At 40.8% G+C, this 18,106-nt stretch carries 19 protein-coding genes; 8 read left to right on the forward strand and 11 right to left on the reverse strand.

Annotated features, from left to right (window positions below; translation table 11 throughout):
- Nucleotides 1–278 precede the first annotated feature (278 nt).
- The 4 genes from pyc to glsA form a co-directional block, all read right to left on the reverse strand.
- A complete protein-coding gene (gene pyc / locus ACP69X_RS07025) occupies nucleotides 279–3,725 on the reverse strand; it encodes a pyruvate carboxylase (protein WP_426052547.1) in 3,447 nt (1,148 codons plus the stop codon).
- 79 nt (nucleotides 3,726–3,804) lie between these two features.
- Nucleotides 3,805–5,016, reverse strand: coding sequence for a putative lipid II flippase FtsW (gene ftsW, locus ACP69X_RS07030; protein ID WP_041084952.1), 1,212 nt, complete (start codon nucleotides 5,014–5,016; stop codon nucleotides 3,805–3,807).
- 210 nt (nucleotides 5,017–5,226) lie between these two features.
- Nucleotides 5,227–5,508 (reverse strand): YlaN family protein, encoded by a 282-nt coding sequence (locus ACP69X_RS07035; RefSeq protein ID WP_003212509.1) that lies wholly within the window; start codon nucleotides 5,506–5,508, stop codon nucleotides 5,227–5,229.
- Between the two features lie 122 nt (nucleotides 5,509–5,630).
- A complete protein-coding gene (gene glsA, locus ACP69X_RS07040; protein ID WP_426052548.1) occupies nucleotides 5,631–6,560 on the reverse strand; it encodes a glutaminase A in 930 nt (309 codons plus the stop codon).
- Between the two features lie 120 nt (nucleotides 6,561–6,680).
- Here glsA and ACP69X_RS07045 point away from each other — a divergent pair, with 120 nt between their 5' ends.
- Nucleotides 6,681–7,163 carry a hypothetical protein gene (locus ACP69X_RS07045; RefSeq protein WP_041085217.1) on the forward strand — a complete coding sequence of 161 codons (483 nt, stop codon included), beginning with the start codon at nucleotides 6,681–6,683 and terminating at the stop codon, nucleotides 7,161–7,163.
- 15 nt (nucleotides 7,164–7,178) lie between these two features.
- On the opposite strand, the gene ACP69X_RS07050 is transcribed toward ACP69X_RS07045, so the two are convergent.
- Complete coding sequence (locus ACP69X_RS07050; RefSeq protein ID WP_039178271.1) at nucleotides 7,179–8,501, reverse strand: PhoH family protein; 1,323 nt, start codon at nucleotides 8,499–8,501, stop codon at nucleotides 7,179–7,181.
- Nucleotides 8,502–8,641: 140 nt separating this feature from the next.
- Here ACP69X_RS07050 and ACP69X_RS07055 point away from each other — a divergent pair, with 140 nt between their 5' ends.
- Both ACP69X_RS07055 and ACP69X_RS07060 read left to right on the forward strand, forming a co-directional pair.
- Nucleotides 8,642–9,259, forward strand: a complete 618-nt coding sequence (locus ACP69X_RS07055; protein WP_041084954.1) for a YhcN/YlaJ family sporulation lipoprotein — start codon at nucleotides 8,642–8,644, stop codon at nucleotides 9,257–9,259.
- Between the two features lie 102 nt (nucleotides 9,260–9,361).
- Entirely contained in the window at nucleotides 9,362–9,592 is a 231-nt protein-coding gene (locus ACP69X_RS07060) for a YlaI family protein (protein WP_024424769.1), read from the forward strand.
- A gap of 31 nt (nucleotides 9,593–9,623) precedes the next feature.
- Here the strand turns inward: ACP69X_RS07060 and ACP69X_RS07065 are convergent, their stop codons facing one another.
- Together ACP69X_RS07065 and typA are read right to left on the reverse strand one after the other, a co-directional pair.
- On the reverse strand, nucleotides 9,624–9,905 hold the full coding sequence (locus tag ACP69X_RS07065) for a YlaH-like family protein (protein ID WP_044334035.1): 282 nt from the start codon (nucleotides 9,903–9,905) through the stop codon (nucleotides 9,624–9,626).
- A 96-nt stretch (nucleotides 9,906–10,001) separates the two neighbouring features.
- The gene (gene typA / locus ACP69X_RS07070; RefSeq protein WP_041084955.1) at nucleotides 10,002–11,840 is read right to left on the reverse strand and encodes a translational GTPase TypA; all 1,839 of its coding nucleotides are present in this window, start codon (nucleotides 11,838–11,840) and stop codon (nucleotides 10,002–10,004) included.
- A 113-nt stretch (nucleotides 11,841–11,953) separates the two neighbouring features.
- On the opposite strand from typA, the gene ACP69X_RS07075 reads away from it, so the two are divergent.
- Together ACP69X_RS07075 and ACP69X_RS07080 are read left to right on the forward strand one after the other, a co-directional pair.
- Nucleotides 11,954–12,133: a DUF5325 family protein gene (locus ACP69X_RS07075; RefSeq protein WP_024426900.1), complete on the forward strand. Its 180-nt coding sequence runs from the start codon at nucleotides 11,954–11,956 to the stop codon at nucleotides 12,131–12,133.
- Nucleotides 12,134–12,408: 275 nt separating this feature from the next.
- Nucleotides 12,409–13,044 carry a hypothetical protein gene (locus ACP69X_RS07080; protein ID WP_024424766.1) on the forward strand — a complete coding sequence of 212 codons (636 nt, stop codon included), beginning with the start codon at nucleotides 12,409–12,411 and terminating at the stop codon, nucleotides 13,042–13,044.
- Between the two features lie 126 nt (nucleotides 13,045–13,170).
- Here the strand turns inward: ACP69X_RS07080 and ACP69X_RS07085 are convergent, their stop codons facing one another.
- Together ACP69X_RS07085 and ACP69X_RS07090 are read right to left on the reverse strand one after the other, a co-directional pair.
- Nucleotides 13,171–13,977 (reverse strand): inositol monophosphatase family protein, encoded by an 807-nt coding sequence (locus ACP69X_RS07085; RefSeq protein WP_411264390.1) that lies wholly within the window; start codon nucleotides 13,975–13,977, stop codon nucleotides 13,171–13,173.
- Nucleotides 13,978–14,110: 133 nt separating this feature from the next.
- Entirely contained in the window at nucleotides 14,111–14,299 is a 189-nt protein-coding gene (locus ACP69X_RS07090) for a hypothetical protein (RefSeq protein ID WP_041084960.1), read from the reverse strand.
- 287 nt (nucleotides 14,300–14,586) lie between these two features.
- On the opposite strand from ACP69X_RS07090, the gene ACP69X_RS07095 reads away from it, so the two are divergent.
- Nucleotides 14,587–15,222, forward strand: coding sequence for a DUF1054 domain-containing protein (locus ACP69X_RS07095; protein ID WP_024426894.1), 636 nt, complete (start codon nucleotides 14,587–14,589; stop codon nucleotides 15,220–15,222).
- Between the two features lie 27 nt (nucleotides 15,223–15,249).
- On the opposite strand, the gene ACP69X_RS07100 is transcribed toward ACP69X_RS07095, so the two are convergent.
- Nucleotides 15,250–15,519, reverse strand: a complete 270-nt coding sequence (locus tag ACP69X_RS07100) for a UPF0223 family protein (RefSeq protein ID WP_034281639.1) — start codon at nucleotides 15,517–15,519, stop codon at nucleotides 15,250–15,252.
- A gap of 190 nt (nucleotides 15,520–15,709) precedes the next feature.
- Here ACP69X_RS07100 and ACP69X_RS07105 point away from each other — a divergent pair, with 190 nt between their 5' ends.
- Nucleotides 15,710–17,182: an aminotransferase class I/II-fold pyridoxal phosphate-dependent enzyme gene (locus tag ACP69X_RS07105; RefSeq protein ID WP_411264391.1), complete on the forward strand. Its 1,473-nt coding sequence runs from the start codon at nucleotides 15,710–15,712 to the stop codon at nucleotides 17,180–17,182.
- Between the two features lie 44 nt (nucleotides 17,183–17,226).
- On the opposite strand, the gene ACP69X_RS07110 is transcribed toward ACP69X_RS07105, so the two are convergent.
- Entirely contained in the window at nucleotides 17,227–17,346 is a 120-nt protein-coding gene (locus tag ACP69X_RS07110; protein ID WP_003212464.1) for a GapA-binding peptide SR1P, read from the reverse strand.
- 298 nt (nucleotides 17,347–17,644) lie between these two features.
- On the opposite strand from ACP69X_RS07110, the gene ACP69X_RS07115 reads away from it, so the two are divergent.
- A complete protein-coding gene (locus ACP69X_RS07115) occupies nucleotides 17,645–18,043 on the forward strand; it encodes a hypothetical protein (protein ID WP_258954564.1) in 399 nt (132 codons plus the stop codon).
- Nucleotides 18,044–18,106 lie beyond the last annotated feature (63 nt).

The raw sequence follows: 18,106 nt of genomic DNA on the forward strand, positions 1-18,106 counted from the left end.
TGTAATCACTCTCACTTGCTGCTGCACATTTTAATGCGCTCAAAAAAAAGACACATCACAGTGGATGTGTCTCCGATAGTTGACAAAGGTTTAAAATGATCTTTTTTAGACCTTTGTCTTCTTTTCAGCGTGATAGAAAACCTTTGCAATCCTATAGGAAGGGTGAGCACCGGAACGGAGCGAATTGGACATTCGTGAGTACCGGCGCGCATACCTGCGGGCGAATGCGAGGGTTTGTCTACACGCTGAGACACATCACGGTGGATGTGTCTCACTTCTTATTCAGGCTTTAATACAATGAGCAGATCACCGGTTTGAATTGGTTCTCCATTTGTCACATGTATTTCATCTACGACCGCAGAAAATGGGGCTTGTACAGTCGTTTCCATTTTCATGGCTTCATTGATCATCAAATGCTCGCCTTGTGAAATTTTCTGCCCTTTTTCCACGAGTACTTTGATGACAGTGCCTGGCATCGATGCGGCGATGTGATTTGGATTCGAGCGGTCCGCCTTCATTTTTTCTTGAACGGAGGATTTGATGCTTTCATCCTTAATCACCACTTCACGCGGCTGACCATTTAACTCAAAGTAAAGAACTCTTGTAGCATCTGGATTCGGTTCACCAATTGATACGAGTTTGACAATTAGGGTTTTTCCTTTTTCGATTTCTACCTCAATCTCTTCTCCGAGCCTCATCCCGTAGAAGAACGTTGGTGTATCAAGAACAGAGATGTCACCATAGCTTTCTGCTGTTTGGACAAATTCAGAAAAGACTTTCGGATATAAGGCATACGCAATCGCGTCTTGCTCTGTTAACGCCAGGTCATGAGATTCTTTGAACTGCTTCTTAATGTCTTCAAAGTCCACTGGCTTTAGCTTTTCACCAGGTCTGACAGTAAGAGGCTCTTCCCCTTTTAAAATCAGCTTTTGTAGTTTTTCTGGGAAGCCGCCATGCGGCTGGCCTAAATAGCCTTTAAATAATTCCACAACAGAATCCGGGAAGTCTAGTGTTGCTCCTTTTTCATAGACATCTTCTTCTGTTAGATCATTTTGCACCATATAAAGTGCCATATCTCCAACTACTTTAGAGGATGGTGTTACTTTTACAATATCACCAAACATGTCATTCACACGTCTGTACATTTCCTTTACTTCATTCCAGCGTTCGCCTAGCCCGACACCTTTCGCCTGCTGCTGCAAGTTACTATATTGACCGCCAGGCATTTCATGCTCATAAATTTCTGTATGAGGCGAATTCATGCCGCTTTCGAATTCATGATAGTATTTTCTGACAGAATCCCAGTATTGAGAAAGGCGTTCGACAGATTGAACATTCATGTCTGGCTTTCTTTCATGTCCATCTAAAGCATAATAAAGTGAGCTTGCACTTGGCTGCGATGTGAGTCCTGCCATAGAGCTGACGGCAACATCCACAATATCAACACCTGCATCAATCGCCCTTGCATAGGTGAACAGTCCATTTCCACTCGTGTCATGCGTATGAAGATGGATAGGGATCGTAAGCTCATCTTTTAAAGCAGAGACTAATTCGTAGGCTGCCTGCGGTTTTAATAACCCCGCCATATCTTTAATACCTAAAATATGTGCGCCGGCAGATTCAAGCTCTTTTGCAAGAGATACATAGTACCCAAGATCATATTTTGGACGAGATGGATCAAGAATATCCCCCGTATAACAGATGGCCGCCTCTGCCACTTTGCCTGATTCCCGAACAGAATCAATGGCAAGCGTCATGCCTTTGACCCAGTTTAAGCTGTCGAAAATACGGAACACGTCGATGCCTGCCTCGGCTGATTCTTTTACAAATGCTTTGATCACATTATCCGGATAGTTTGTATATCCAACAGCGTTTGATGATCTTAATAGCATTTGGAACAGCGTGTTTGGCACTTCTTGACGAAGCTCTTTCAATCGTTGCCAAGGATCTTCTTTTAAGAAACGGTACGCAACATCAAATGTAGCCCCGCCCCACATTTCCATACTAAACAGCTCTGGCCATAAACCTGCTGTTGGCTGGGCAGCTTTCTTTAAATCATGTGTTCTGAAGCGTGTTGCAAGCAGAGACTGATGCGCATCTCTAAAGGTTGTATCAGTTAAAAGGACGTTATTTTGTTCTTTCACCCAGTTCGCAAGGCCCTCAGGTCCATGCGTATCTAACAATTGTTTTGTCCCAGACGGGATCTCTTGATTGAGAGGAAGCTTCGGTACATCCGGCTTGTCAAAATGAGGCTTCTTTTTCTCCGCAATACCCGGAAACCCGTTAATGGTAACGTTACCAATATAAGTAAGCATCTTCGTTCCGCGGTCTTTTTGCTTAGGGAAATTAAATAGCTCTGGCGTTGAGTCGATAAACGACGTATCATATTCCCCTTTTAGGAACTTCTCATGCTTTGCGACGTTTTCAAGAAATGGGATGTTTGTTTTAATCCCGCGAATCCTGAATTCTTGTAAATTTCGTACCATTTTAGCAGCCGCTTGATCAAATGTGAGCGCCCATGTGGACAGCTTGACCAATAGTGAATCGTAATAAGGTGTAATGACCGCACCTTGGAAGCTGTTCCCTGTATCAAGACGTACACCAAATCCCCCACCTGAACGGTAGGCCATAATTTTTCCTGTATCTGGCATAAAGTCATTGAGAGGATCTTCTGTTGTGACCCTTGATTGAATGGCAAAGCCGTGTGTAAAGATATCTTCCTGCTTTGGTATACCAACTTCTTTGCTGTGAAGGTTATGACCCTTTGCAACAAGAATTTGGGTTTGAACGATATCGACACCTGTGATCATTTCTGTAATCGTGTGTTCTACCTGCACCCTTGGATTAACTTCAATAAAGTAAAACTCTCCATTTGCAACAAGGAATTCTACAGTCCCAGCATTAATGTACGATACATTCTGGGCCAGCTTGACAGCTGCTTCACAAATATCTTCACGCAATTGATCTGTTAGAGACACACTTGGCGCTACTTCAATGACCTTTTGATGCCGCCTTTGAACAGAGCAGTCACGCTCATATAAATGAATGATATTGCCGTGATTGTCACCAATCACCTGCACTTCAATATGTTTTGGATTCTCTATCAGCTTTTCAACGTATACTTCGTCATTTCCAAAAGCAGCTTTTGCCTCTGACTTCGCACGGTCATAGGCCTCCTTCAGCTCTTCTTTTGATCTGACAATCCGCATACCCCGGCCGCCGCCGCCTAGTGAAGCTTTAATAATAAACGGGTAACCGTATTCTTCACCGAATTTTTCGACTTCTTCGACCGAATCAACTGGTCCGTCACTTCCTGGAATGACTGGAATACCAGCTTTTTTCGCTTCATCTCTCGCCTTTACTTTATCTCCAAACATATCTAAATGCTGAGAAGTTGGACCGATAAATTGAATGCCTTCCTCTTCGCATCGTCTTGCAAAATGAATGTTTTCGGATAAAAATCCGTAGCCTGGATGAATCGCATCCACGTCATTTCGTTTTGCAATTTCGATGATCCCCTCGATATCGAGGTAGGCATCAATCGGTTTTTTCCCTTCTCCAACTAGATATGCTTCATCTGCTTTATAGCGATGATAAGAGCCAGAGTCTTCTTTGGAATAAATGGCCACTGTACGTAAATTGAGCTCCGTACAGGCCCTGAAGACTCTGATAGCGATTTCCCCTCTGTTTGCAACTAGAACCTTTTGAATTGTTCTCTGTGACATTCTCACTCCTCCATATCCCTTAAAATTTTATATGTACTCTATAATAAAGGAAGAAATGAAAACTGTACACTTTTGTTTTCTAAAGATTCAAAGTTTTCTGCAATCCATTTTTTTCAATCGATGGTTTGCTCATTGATTTTTTCTTTTTGTAACGCTCTTTATATTCAGTGAACATGCTGATATTCAGCAGCATTCCCATACAGATGCTAAGTAAAATGATAGACGATCCCCCGTAGCTGATAAACGGAAGTGTCACCCCAGTAATTGGAATAAGACCTGAAACACCGCCTAAATTGATACAAGTTTGGATCGCAATCATGGAGGAAATTCCTATTGCAAGCAAACTTCCAAACGGATCTTCACACTTTCTCGCAATATAAAAACCTTTCACGACGATGAAACCAAGAAGAGCGAGAACGAAAAATACGCCGAAAAAGCCAAGCTCTTCTGAGATAATTGCCATGATAAAGTCTGTGTGCGGTTCTGGCAGATACCCGTACTTTTGAACGCTTTCTCCTAGACCGAGTCCAAAAAAGCCGCCTGATCCAATGGCATAATATGAATTAATCAATTGATGCCCAGTAGCCCCTGCATCTTTAAACGGATCTTGGAAACTCTCAAAACGTCCGAGACGATTTTGCGTGAAAATTTTATCCCAAAAAAGAATAATAAATGGGGTCACGACGACCATCACTGCACTAAATAGCGCCAGCAGCTTCGCAAGCGTTTTGCCGCTAAAACCTGAGCATAAAATCATCGCAAGGGCAATCATGCCAATGATAAAGGCTGTCCCATAGTCTGGCTGCAAAATGATAAATCCGCACAGGATAGAGACAATCACGATCGGAGGCGTAACACCTCGTAAAATATGATCAATATAATGCTGCTTTTTGGCATACACCGCAGCAAGATAGATGATGACGACAATCTTCACAAATTCAGCTGGCTGAAGACTAAAAGGTCCTAATTTGATCCAGCTTCTTGCGTTCCCTGCAATATGACCGCCAAAATACACATAGATGAGGGAAAATACTGAAAGCAGCAGCATACCAATCTGGAATTTCTTATTTGAAAACAGCTGATATGGAACTAATGCTGTAAAGATCAAGATGGCTGCTCCAACAATCATAAATAAAAGCTGTTTCTTAAAAAAGTTATCTGGCGCGGCATCGTATCTGATAACAGATGTAATCATACTTGAGCTATACACCATAACCAAACCGAATGCGCTGATTAAGATAATGGCGAACAATAATGAGTAGTCATACGATTTTAGCATTCTCTTTAACATATAATCCTCTTCCTAACGTCTGTTTCTACTGCTTGATATCTTCTTAGCTGTTCTTATTCTACTACATTTTCTCCGTTTGATCCCGTTTTACCTCTTTTATATTGTTCGTCATTCATGAAAGAATCAAGTCCGTTTGCCGTCAATCCATCAAAAGAAAATAGAGGACAAAAAAACTCAAACTTGTGTTGTGGAAGTTTGAGTTTTTAATCATTATTTTTTTGTGAACGCATCATGAAGTGCGGAAAGCTCTCTCTCAAGTTTATCGAGTAGTTTTTTGCCTTCATGTTGATCAACTAATCCAAGCCGGACAGCAAAATCAATTTCTCTCGATAATCCGAACATTTGAGTATCTAAAACCTCTTCATAAAGAGGACATTGCGGCATCGTTAAGTTGTCCATTTGCACTTGGATCAATTTTAAAATTTTATCTGCATCCAATTTTAATAAAGCCAGTGCTTTTTGCCGATGATCGACTAAAATTTCTGACGCCAAAAGTATCCCTCCGTTCCCCAGGCGAGTACCTAATTCTTCTATTTATCATAAAGCGAAACGCCCAAAATTGCAAGCAGATTTGTACAGTTCGCTTTGTAAAAATAAAAAGAAGACATTCCTCATTAAAAGATACTCATCTCATATTTTTCACTCATGAGCTCAAGCAGCTTAATCCCAGCAATACTATTCCCTTTTTCATCCAGCGCAGGACCGAAAATTCCGATTCCAAAATCATATGGTGCCGCTCCCATAATCCCGCCTGAAACACCGCTTTTAGCAGGTATGCCGATATTAATGGCAAATTCTCCGCTTGCATTGTACATTCCGCACGTCACCATAAAGGTTTTACAAATTCTAGCGACATCTTTTGAAAGAATTTGCTGCCCCGTCTCTGGATGTCTGCCATCTAATGAAAAAACACAAGCAATTTTCGCTAAATCTAAACTGTTCATCATGATGGCACATTGTTTCGTATACACGTCCATGACCTCTTCTACATTCCCTCTAATAATATGATATTGCTTCATATAATAGCACATAGCCCTGTTAATCATCGATGTCTCAAATTCGGATGCTGCTGTTTCCTTGCAGTATGTAATGCTTTTGTCATTTGCAAGCTCTCTAATAAAGCCAAGCAGGCGGTTCAGCTGATCTTGCGGCGTCGCGCCTCTTATTAAGCTTGTGACTGCAAGCGCTCCTGCATTAATCATTGGATTCAGCGGCTTATTCGGACTTGCTGTTTCCAGCTTAATCATAGAATTAAACGGGTCACCTGTTGGTTCTTGTCCAACAAATTGAAAGACTTTTCTAGGACCTTCTTCAGAAAGCACGAGCGCAAGGGCTAATACTTTTGAAATACTTTGAAGGGTAAAGCGTTTATCTACATCTCCTGCCGAGTGGCAAGTATTACTCACATGGTACACAGCCACAGATAAATCCGTCTGATCCGCTTTGGCGAGAGCGGGAATATAGGATGCTACTTTGCCATCTTTGGCCACTTTTTTTGCTTCTTTTACAAATCGCTGAAGCTCTTCATTGTCGCGACATGCCATGCCCAATATCCTCCCTATCTTTCATGTAAGATTAGTGTGTACAAGGAGATGCATGTTTATGAAAGTGACAAAGCAGGCGAAAACTTCTATAATTTATGGTGGAAAGGGGTTGTCTTGAACATGAGCATCATTCAAATTAAGGGGAACGTAAAGTACAAGATCACCATTGATCCAAGTGTATGGATTTTTGATGACCGCAAATTTTTAATGGATTCATTTTTTGAAAAAAGCGCAGCAAATGAAGAAAATCAGCTGGACCAGGAGCTTGACCAAGAGCGGGTAATCAGAGAAGGGCAAACACTTCCACCCACTTTAAAAACAGAGAAGAAGTACGAAAAGGAAAGGCTCGTCACAGGCAGCTTCGGAATGAAGCTGGGTAATATGCTGAAAAATGCAGAACCGCTTGAACATGCAGATACATGCGAATTTGTCACAGAAACAGGAACAATTGCTGTTCCGCTTTCTCAGGCAATGGAAAGCATTGCACACTTCAGCCAAAATGGGAAGCCTATGACTGAAGAAGGACCAATCCACGTTTATTTCGCGGATCAGTCCAACCTCACTCAGCCGATAAAAGGTGTCAAAGAGCTCATCATTACATAAGACAGAGGGTCTGGACTATAGCAAATCAGCTGCAAGCTGTGCAAGTCCAGACCTTTCTCCTTTGACAAGCTTGACATGTCCAGATATTTGCTGTCCTTTGAACCGCTCAATGACATACGTAAGTCCATTATTTAAGCTGTCTAAATAAGGATGATCGATCTGCTCTGGGTCTCCCATCAGCACAATTTTACTTCCCTCTCCGACTCGTGTTAATAATGTTTTCACCTCGTGTTTCGTTAAATTCTGCGCCTCATCAATGATAATAAATTGATCAGGGATACTTCTTCCGCGGATATACGTTAAAGCTTCCACTTGAATCGAACCAATTCCCGCCAAAATCGCATCAAGTTCACCAGGTTTTTTTGTATTAAATAAAAATTCTAGATTGTCATAGATCGGCTGCATCCATGGTCTGAGTTTCTCTTCCTTTTCACCTGGCAAGTAGCCTAAGTCCTTGCCGACAGGAACAATTGAACGGGCTACGATCAGTTTTTTAAACATGCCGAGATCCTCTGTCTGCATTAATCCGGCAGCCAGTGCAAGGAGTGTTTTACCAGTTCCCGCTTTTCCGATCAATGTCACGAGGGGAATATCACGGCGCAATAGCAGCTCTAGTGCCATCGTCTGCTGAACATTTTTCGGACGAATTCCCCAAACATGCTCTTGATCATAAATGAGCCGTTTCACATTCTCTGCTTTTTGATCAAGCATTCCTAAAGCAGAGCCGCCTTCATTCCCCTTCATAATGACAAACTGATGAGGATTTAATGGTACACTCGTGACTTCTTTTATCGGCAATTGGCTTTGTTTATAAAATGTATTCAATTGCTCCGTCGGAATATAGAGCTCATGATAGCCGTTATCAATGTCTTCGTTTTGCAGCACACGGTCACTTAAGAAGTCTTCAGCTTGGAGGCCTATAGCATCTGCCTTTACCCGGACTAAGACATCCTTACTGACCAAAATAACTGGCCGGCCGTGAGGCTTTGTTTCTTCCTCTAAGCTCAAATTTTTCGCGACAGCCAAAATCCGATTATCGTTCGTTTTTTCAATGAAAATTTCTTGAAGTTCATGGAAAGAGCGATGATTCAGCTCGATGCGCAGCGTCCCTTTTGACTCTAGCGTAATTTTTTCATGGAGTTTCCCTTTCGATCTCAAACCGTCGATTAAACGTGAGACGCGCCGAGCGTTTTGCCCAACCTCGTCCATGTATCTCTTTTTCGAGTCTACTTCTTCTAACACAACGGCCGGAATGACGACCTCGTTGTCTTCAAATGAAAAGATTGAATTCGGATCCTGTAATAACACATTTGTGTCTAATACATAAATTTTACTCAGGTCCTTCGCCTCCTGATCGGGGTTTCATTCATCCTTGTCTTTCCCAAAACGATTGTTAAAATATATGTTTTCATGAATAAAGTTAGAAGGTTAATTCAACAATAAAATAAATCATGCAGTTTGTGAAGGAGGGAATATAAATGCGACTATTTTTAACATTATTCATGATTCAAACGATCATTCTGTTAGGCGCTTGCCAGCAGCAGGAAAAGCCAGAAGCGCTGGACAAGCAAGATGGACGCCAGCACTTAGTACGGGTATCAGACTCATCGAAGAAAAAGACAAATCAAGCCCGCCCATCCACAGATGTTGCGCAGCATCTTGTCAATGTGACAGAGCACGTAGCAGATGTCAATGATGCAACAGCAATCGTCATCGGCCGTTATGCTGTTGTTGGTATTGATGTTAAAGATGATTTAGATAGAAGCAAAGTAGAAACCATTAAATATTCAGTTGCAAAAGCGCTGAGAAATGACCCAGAAGGTGCAAATGCTGTTGTGGTTGCTGATCCGGATACAGTCAGCCGTTTAAAAGAAATGGGCAAAGAAATTCAAGCAGGCCGTCCTGTAAGCGGTATTATGGATGAACTAGCTGCCATTGTCGGCCGCGTGATGCCAGAGATGCCGAGAAATGAGATCGAGCGTAACGAAAAGGATCCGACAAATGATCCGAATAATCAGCTCAAAGAACATGATCAAAAGCAGTTAGAAAAAAATCAAAACGACCAATCAAACCATCATATGAATCAGAAGAACTAATGAGAACGGCTTATATCTCCTGTGATATAAGCCTTTTTCTACGCTGATTTTAAGTGGCTGGAAAACATGCTATAATAAATGCAATAAAGTGAGGTGAAAATAATGAGAGTGAAGTGCTCATTATGTGAAAAACTTGAAACCATTGATGATGATACACTTGTTGCTAAACGGTTAAGAAACCGGCCCATTCATACATACATGTGCGATGACTGCCAAGAACGCATTAAAATAAAGACTGAAGCTCGCATCAAAACTGGCAGATTCTCTCTTTATCAAGATCCTGCGACGAAAGAGAAAAAGAAGAAAAAAGGAAAGAAAGAACAAAAGACATAAAAAAAGACCTGACACATGTTCAGGTCTTTTTTTACGTATTGACTGTTCCTTCTTTTTTCGCACGATGCAGCCGTATTTTATAAATAATCAAAATGGCAGCTGCCACAACGAGTCCTTCCGCTACTGGCAGGAAGATTCCTAGAAATGTGAGAAACGTGCAGCCAAAAATCAAAAACAAATAAATCACGAGCGCTTTTAAAATCGGTAAACGTCTTGCAAAGCCGAGCTTAAAAACAATAATCGCTAGAACAAGGATGGTGCCATATAGGAGCCACATCCCTGTTTGCGGATTTTCATCGACACGAAACAGCATCGCGAAAAAGGATAGATTTTCACTTACTTCCTGATCATTCAAAAAGATTCCCTCCCCTTATCTTTCAGGGTTCTATCTTTTTAATTCTTCATGGAATTAAGATAATCCTGCTAGCTTTTTCTTCTTCGCTGCTTTCTCACGTTCGTTTTTATCTAAAATTTTCTTTCTAAGACGAATTGATTCAGGTGTAACCTCACAGTATTCGTCTTCATTCAAGTACTCAAGAGATTCCTCAAGTGACATAATACGAGGCTTTTTCATGCTAACCGTTTGATCTTTCGTCGCTGAACGTACGTTTGTTTGTTGTTTCATACGGCTTACGTTTACAACAAGGTCGTTCTCACGGTTATGCTCCCCAACAATCATCCCTTGGTATACTTCAGTACCCGGCTCAACGAAGATCACACCGCGCTCTTCAACACCTTGGATTCCGTAAGCAGTCGCTTTACCTGTTTCCATTGAAACAAGTACACCTTGACGGCGTCCGCCAACTTGACCAGACTGCATTGGCTGGTAGCTGTCAAACGTATGGTTCAAAATACCAAAACCACGAGTTAATGAAAGAAATTCAGTTGTATATCCAATTAAACCACGTGATGGCACTGTAAAGATTAGGCGAACTTGACCGTTACCATTGTTGATCATGTCAATCATTTCACCTTTTCTTGCACCCATTGATTCCATAACAGAGCCAGTATGCTCTTCTGGTACATCAATTTGAACGCGCTCTACAGGCTCACATCGAACACCATCAACTTCTTTTACAATAACTTCTGGCTTCGATACTTGTAATTCAAAACCTTCACGTCTCATATTCTCAATGAGAATGGATAAGTGAAGCTCTCCGCGTCCAGAAACAACCCAAGCATCAGGTGAATCAGTTGGATCCACACGAAGACTGACGTCTGTTTGAAGCTGCTGCTCTAAACGCTCTTCGATTTTACGTGATGTCACGTATTTCCCTTCACGGCCTGCAAATGGGCTGTTGTTTACAACAAACGTCATTTGAAGTGTCGGCTCATCAATACGAAGGATTGGAAGTGCTTCTTGGTGTTCTACCGGACAAACCGTTTCACCTACGTTGATGTCTTCCATTCCAGATACAGCGACAAGATCTCCCGCTTTCGCTTCGTTGATTTCCACTCGTTTTAACCCTTGGAAACCAAAGATCTTTGTTACACGGAATTGTTTCACAGTGCCGTCGACTTTCATCAAGGCCACTTGCTGTCCTACTTGCATTGTTCCTCTGAATACACGGCCGATTCCAATTCTGCCAACATAATCATTGTAATCAAGTAGTGCCACTTGGAATTGAAGCGGCTCTTCATGGTTATCAACTGGGCAAGGAATATGGTTTACAATGGCTTCAAACAAAGATTCCATGTTTTCATCTTGCTTGCTCGCATCGTTACTTGCTGTACCATTGATTGCTGATGCATAGACAACTGGGAATTCAAGCTGTTCTTCTGTTGCATCCAATTCAATGAACAAGTCGATCACTTCATCGACTACTTCAGCCGGACGAGCAAAGTCGCGGTCAATTTTATTGACGACAACGATTGGTGTTAAGTTTTGCTCAAGTGCTTTTTTCAGCACAAAGCGTGTTTGAGGCATACAGCCTTCATAAGCATCCACAACGAGGAGTACACCATCTACCATTTTCATGATACGCTCAACTTCACCACCGAAATCGGCGTGTCCTGGTGTATCTAAAATATTAATGCGTGTATCTTTATAATGGATCGCAGTATTTTTAGCTAAAATCGTAATACCGCGCTCTCGCTCTAAATCATTTGAATCCATGGCTCTCTCAGCGATATTTTCATTCGCACGGAAAGTACCAGCTTGATGGAGCAATTGGTCAACAAGCGTCGTTTTACCATGGTCAACGTGGGCAATAATTGCGATGTTGCGAAGGTCTTTTCGAAGTTTCACATTTTCATCTCCTAAAATAATTAGATAACTTTCATATTATATCACAATCCCCTTTAAATGCCGATCGTTTTTCTGTAAACTTATATTAACTCTAAAAAAAGGGATGGGGACATATGAAACAAATCAAATGGCTTCTATTATTATGTGCATTACTTGCAGTTGTCAGTATGGCGTTTATTGGGGTAACTCTTGCAGAAAAAAACATACTGGGTATATGTCTAAGCATTGTATTCGCCATGATTTTCATGGGTACAGGATTTACATTAAAAAGAAAATTAAACGTGCAATCATAAAATTAGGTAATAGCCTTTTACATTCTACATGTAGAAGGCTTTTTATTTTGAGTAAAAACAAGACAATTCACCTATGAAAGCTCCATTCATCAGACGAAACGTATCTTGAAAGATTGACAAAAATAAGCAATCTGAACCCCTCCATTTTTCGACAAGAACTTTTATAGTTCTCCAAAATCAAACATAAAGTTACAATTTTCCTATTCTTCCACAAAGTTTCTCATGGTATGCTTTTCTTGCAACAAAATTTAACAGAAAAGGGAGAGAAAAGAAGCATGAAGAAGTTTTTGAGCAAATCGCTCAGCTCTGTTGTATTTTTCGCTTTAGCTATCATTCTTACTTTCACAACAGTAGCTCCTGGGCAAGCAAGCGCTGCAACTTTCAAAGGAATTCCTTTTGAACAGCAGCAAATCATTAAAGAATTATTGGAGAAAAACGAGCGTGTCATCAACATTCTCATCAATTCATTTGTTGAGGAAGACAACAACTACACATTTGATGTGAAAAAAGCTGTTGAGCTCGGACTAACTGAAGAAGAAGCGGCGACTGCTGAGAAATTCTTAGATCGCGCAGCTGTTCTTACAATCGTTTTCAGTGAAAGCATCACTAAAAACGAAAAAGGGAAATTGGTTTTTGATGCAGCAAAAGCTGTTGAACTTGGTCTTACAAAAGAAGAAGCGGCTAAATTCGAAAAGCTTTTCAAATCAGTGATCAGAATTGCTGATCTTGCTGGTGATGCCCTTGTTCTAGACAAAAAAGGAAACGTTGTGATTGATTCTAAAATCGCAAAAGGTCTTGGATTCAGCTCTACTGAATTACTTGTTTTCAACCAAATGCTTAAGAAAATTCCTCAAGAGCAATTAAAAACGTTTTATGATGCAGTTCAAATTGCAAAAGAAAAATTAAGCTAAGCTCAGAAAAACCCCCACCTGGTTTATCCAGATGGGGGTTTTTTATTTCAGCCAATAAGACATTCGCCTTACCAAAAAGTTTCAGGAAAAACAAAAAATCACTTCATTCTCATGAAGTGATTCCGTTTATTTTTTATGTCCGCTTCCTTTTATGTAATCATTCAAGATTTTTTCACAAATGGATCGATTTCCGGCGACTATGCTGTTTTTATCTAGAAACGTAAGACGTTCTCCGTGAATATTTGAGTAAACAGCCCCTACTTCATCAAGCAGTACGCAACCCGCTGCATAATCCCATGGCGCAAGTCTCAACGTGACATATGCGTCACTTCTGCCGCTTGCAATATAAGCAAGCTCAAGGGCAGCTGATCCAATCGTTCGTGTCCCTCTCACGTCACGCACAAGACGGGCAAATGGTTCGGCGTCAAAATAAGGGCTTTCAATCGCCCATGTCGGATTAATACCCACAATAGCTTTTTCAATCTCCACATCTTTTAATGGAGGGAGCAGGATATCGTTCATATAAGCTCCTTCTCCTTTGATGGCATGGTAGAGCTCGTCATGAATGACGTCATAAATAAGACCGATTTTCCCCACACCATTTTCAAATATCCCGATTGAAATGGCAAAGTTGCGTTTTTGATGGACAAAGTTCATTGTGCCATCAATCGGATCAATGATCCACACAATCCCATCGAGTGAGGTCACCTCTTCCCCTTGTCCCTCTTCTCCTAAAATGTGGTGATCTGAAAATGTCGACTGTATTTTTTCAATAAAAAAACGTTCTGTTTCTTTATCGATATTCGTGACAAGATCATTTGGATTTGATTTTGTTTCAATTGATAGACCTTCCTGCATGGACGCTTTTATACGGCTTCCTGCTTCTTTTACCCAGAGCTTTGCAAGACGGTCAATTTCCACCCAGTTTGTCATCAGATTGTAAACCTCTTTTCTATGTAGGACCTATTTGTAATAGCATACTGATATTATGTACGTAAAAGCAAGAAAAAAGCAGCTTCATACAAAAACGAACCGATGAATTGGTTCGTTTTTACCTCACGCTGTTTTACCCTTGAAGCTGCTCCCATTCTTTTCTTAGGCGCTCAAGCTTTCGTTTGCTGCGTTCGATTTGGATGTCATCTTTATTCTCGATGGCTTCATGAAGCGTAGAAAGCTCATAATCAACCTCTAATCTCCACACAGCGATGCGATTTTTCTTCTCCTGTCTATACCCCTGCTTCACGATTTGCTTCATTGGTCAACGCCCCTTCCAGAGAATGATTCATTCCTTGTCAGTTTTCATTGATAAAAAATTCAATCGATAAGAGAAATGGTTCTTGCTTATATCGTATGAAGCGATCGCATAACCGCAACGACATTCTGAAAATTGTGTCTTTACCTATTAATGATGTACCACAAAATGAAAGGTTTTAAACGCTGCACAACGTCCTTTACATTCTTTAATCTGACGGTGCATCTTTTTTTGAGCTTGACCCAAGCTATGATAAAATATGATCAGCGAAAAGATACAGGAGGCATAACATGAGTGAAATGCGTTTTAGAGATGAAGATTTTGAAACATTCACAGTTGATGGTTTAGATGAACGAATGACTGTATTAAAAGAAAGAGTCCGTCCAAAGCTTGAGGCACTTGGCGAACATTTTGCACCACTTCTTTCTTCTATTACAGGAGACGAAATGTTTGTACACGTCGCAAAGCATGCTAGAAGATCTGTTAACCCGCCAAATGATACGTGGGTTGCTTTTGCAAACAGTAAGCGCGGATATAAAAAACTCCCTCATTTTCAAATTGGGCTTTGGAAAACACATGTCTTTGTCTGGTTTGCGCTCATTTATGAATCTCCAGTAAAAGGTGAGTACGGCCAGCTATTTGAAAAAGAGCTAGACACCATCCAGCAGAAAATACCGCAAGATTTTGTTTGGTCTAAAGATCATATGAAACCAGATGTCATGCGTCACAGCGAACTAGATTCCGAACAGCTGAAAACGCTTTTTGAACGTGTCCAAACAGTCAAGAAAGCCGAGCTTCTTTGCGGCATTCAGCTGCCTAGAGAGGAAGTCGTTCAAATGAACAATGAAGAATTCCTATCGAAAATCGAAAATGCCTTCCGCACACTGACGTATCTATACCGTTTTACACAGAAAGAATCTGTATGAAAAAACGAGCCCTTATAGGCTCGTTTTTTACATGCGTATAACGGCTGTCTCTTCTGCCTCTCTTGCGGTTTTCACTGCACGATAAGGGGAATACCCGCTTCCCTTTTCAAACGCCGCACAATGCGTTTTTTCCTCTGCTTTTGATGGCACAACCTCTTTAAATCGTTTATAAGCGTCTAATAACTCCTGCTTCGCAATTCCTTTTTCATAGGCTTTTTCAACAGCCTGAAAAAATGAAATGACTGCAATTTTTTCCTCTGTCGTCCAGTCGACATCCATTGGATATTGATATTCCATTTACTTGTCCCTCACTTTAACACTCATTTCTGATTTGAACTTTTATTATAGCATCTGTTTGATCAGAAACCGATTGATTTTATGCTTTACATTCCGATCAGTTCATAATATAATTCTTTTGTTTTATGCAATGAAATCTGCTGTAATTGGCACAATAATAGCAGGTATTTCGATGAAGGTGGGAAAGCAATTGTCACAACATGATACACCCTTATACACTGGACTAAAAAAACACGCAGCAACCAATCCAGTCCAATTTCACATTCCAGGCCATAAAAAAGGAGCCGGAATGGATCCTGAATTTAGAGCATTCATTGGCGACAATGCATTAAGCATTGACCTCATTAATATAGAACCTCTCGATGATTTACATTCACCTCGAGGGATGATAAAGGAAGCACAGGAGCTTGCTGCTGAAGCCTTCGGTGCTGATCATACGTTTTTCTCCATTCAAGGCACAAGCGGCGCTATCATGACAATGGTGATGACGGTATGCGGGCCTGGAGATAAAATTATCGTTCCGCGTAACGTCCATAAATCTATTATGTCCGCGATTGTATTTTCTGGCGCAGTTCCTGTTTTTATTCACCCAGAAATAGACAAAGAGCTTGGTATCTCTCACGGTATTACACCTGAATCAGCCAAAAAGGCGCTCACTGAGCATCCGGATGCGAAAGGTTTACTTGTCATTAATCCAACGTATTTTGGTATTTCAGCAGACTTAAAATCAATCGTAGACATTGCCCATTCATTTGATGTGCCTGTCCTTGTCGATGAAGCACACGGTGTGCATATCCATTTTCATGATGATCTTCCCCTTTCTGCGATGCAGGCAGGTGCCGACATGGCAGCAACAAGTGTCCATAAACTCGGCGGCTCTCTTACGCAGAGCTCTATTTTAAATATGAAGGAAGGGCTTGTTTCAAAAGACCGCGTGCAATCGATTTTGAGTATGCTGACGACAACGTCCACTTCTTATTTGCTCTTAGCATCACTTGATGTCGCTAGAAAAAGATTAGCTACTGAAGGAAAGGCACTAGCTGATGAAGCCATTCGTTTGGCTGAATCAGCGAGAGACCGCTTGAATCAAATTGACGGCATTAGCTGCATTGGCAAGGAAATACTCGGTTCAGCTTCTACTTACGATTATGACCCAACGAAATTAATTATCTCCATTAAAGACCTTGGGTTAAACGGACATGATGTCGAAAAATGGCTGAGAGAAAGCTATCGAATTGAAGTAGAGCTCTCTGACCTTTACAATATTTTATGTATCGTAACCCCTGGCGATTCAGATGAGACAATTAATACGCTCGTGACGGCGATGCAGGAAATTGCCACAGTCTCTACTCGTGACGGCGGCAAACAAGCGGTAACGGAAGTGCTGCTGCCTGAGATCCCATCGCTTGCTATGACGCCGCGTGACGCCTTTTATGCCACAACAGAAGTCGTTCCTTTTAAGGAAGCAGTCGGCCGTATCATCGCAGAGTTTGTGATGGTGTATCCGCCAGGTATTCCAATTTTTATACCAGGTGAAATTATCACAGAAGAAAATATATCGTATATCTTTAAAAATATTGAAATTGGCCTCCCTGTCCAAGGACCTGAAGATTCAACGCTTGAAATGATACGTGTGATTAAGGAACAAAAACCAATTTTATAAAAAAGAAACATGCAGCCCCAAATGGAGCTGCATGCTTTTTTTATTTATTCAGAGGCTTCATCACAGCAATGACAGTGACCGCACGTTCCGTATAGCGTTGTCACTTTTTCATTTTCAAATTGATCAATGGTTTCATTGCAATCTTGACAAATAATTGTACCCACGTACATTCCCCTTTTCTTCATTCATAGTTTGAAAGCGTTTGATCTATTTCTTATTTCTATAATATGATGTCACATTTAAGTTGTCAACGGTTAATTGTATGACACAATTAATCATTTTTTATAAATATGTGCTTTTTTCACATCATATTGAGGGAACGTTTCAATTGTATTTTGCTTCATATCAATTCTGTAACAATTGAGTAACAATCGAAAATTGTCAAAAGGGACATGATACACTAGAGTGACTAACAGGGAACAAGCTCCTAAAAATGTTGGGACAACCCCAAATGATTTTGAGGTGAATAGATTGAATTTTTTGAGGACACTTCTCATTATATTCCCCATGCTCTTTGTACTTAGTTCATGCTCATTTGCTTATATCATACCGAATCAGACCGACCAAGTCAGTCATATTCAAAAACCGAGAATTCTCTTTTTTACTGATGCAGAAAACCTTGATAAAGAAAGCCCATATTATGATGCAGTCCTCGATTTAAAAAATGAATATCCTAAGGAAATGTCAAAAATGATTGTGAAAGAAGATCGTAAAGGCTGGAAAAATGAAGTTGACGAATTACCGGCTATTTTACTTGTCAATGATGAAAAAGTGATCGTGAAGGTGGAAGGAAATGTCCGCAGTAAACAGGAAATCTTATCTCCTTTATGCCATGCTTTAGACCGCGTCAATACAAACTAATGATATTTACCTTGCACTTATATATATCCATATGAAAAAACCCCTCACCTCATGAGGGGTTTT

The sequence above is a fragment of the Bacillus sp. DC4300-2b2 genome, assembly GCF_049895685.1.
Taxonomy (GTDB): domain Bacteria; phylum Bacillota; class Bacilli; order Bacillales; family Bacillaceae; genus Bacillus; species Bacillus safensis.

What these genes read in the sequence shown, in the direction of transcription:
- ACP69X_RS07095 (WP_024426894.1), top strand. Translation starts at nt 14,587, where the DNA reads ATGAGTGAAATGCGTTTTAGAGATGAAGATTTTGAAACATTCACAGTT.
- ACP69X_RS07090 (WP_041084960.1), bottom strand. Translation starts at nt 14,299, where the DNA reads ATGAAGCAAATCGTGAAGCAGGGGTATAGACAGGAGAAGAAAAATCGC.
- ACP69X_RS07100 (WP_034281639.1), bottom strand. Translation starts at nt 15,519, where the DNA reads ATGGAATATCAATATCCAATGGATGTCGACTGGACGACAGAGGAAAAA.
- pyc (WP_426052547.1), bottom strand. Translation starts at nt 3,725, where the DNA reads ATGTCACAGAGAACAATTCAAAAGGTTCTAGTTGCAAACAGAGGGGAA.
- ftsW (WP_041084952.1), bottom strand. Translation starts at nt 5,016, where the DNA reads ATGTTAAAGAGAATGCTAAAATCGTATGACTACTCATTATTGTTCGCC.
- ACP69X_RS07045 (WP_041085217.1), top strand. Translation starts at nt 6,681, where the DNA reads ATGAGCATCATTCAAATTAAGGGGAACGTAAAGTACAAGATCACCATT.
- ACP69X_RS07065 (WP_044334035.1), bottom strand. Translation starts at nt 9,905, where the DNA reads ATGCTGTTTCGTGTCGATGAAAATCCGCAAACAGGGATGTGGCTCCTA.
- ACP69X_RS07055 (WP_041084954.1), top strand. Translation starts at nt 8,642, where the DNA reads ATGCGACTATTTTTAACATTATTCATGATTCAAACGATCATTCTGTTA.
- ACP69X_RS07075 (WP_024426900.1), top strand. Translation starts at nt 11,954, where the DNA reads ATGAAACAAATCAAATGGCTTCTATTATTATGTGCATTACTTGCAGTT.
- ACP69X_RS07080 (WP_024424766.1), top strand. Translation starts at nt 12,409, where the DNA reads ATGAAGAAGTTTTTGAGCAAATCGCTCAGCTCTGTTGTATTTTTCGCT.
- ACP69X_RS07085 (WP_411264390.1), bottom strand. Translation starts at nt 13,977, where the DNA reads ATGACAAACTGGGTGGAAATTGACCGTCTTGCAAAGCTCTGGGTAAAA.
- glsA (WP_426052548.1), bottom strand. Translation starts at nt 6,560, where the DNA reads ATGGCATGTCGCGACAATGAAGAGCTTCAGCGATTTGTAAAAGAAGCA.
- ACP69X_RS07060 (WP_024424769.1), top strand. Translation starts at nt 9,362, where the DNA reads ATGAGAGTGAAGTGCTCATTATGTGAAAAACTTGAAACCATTGATGAT.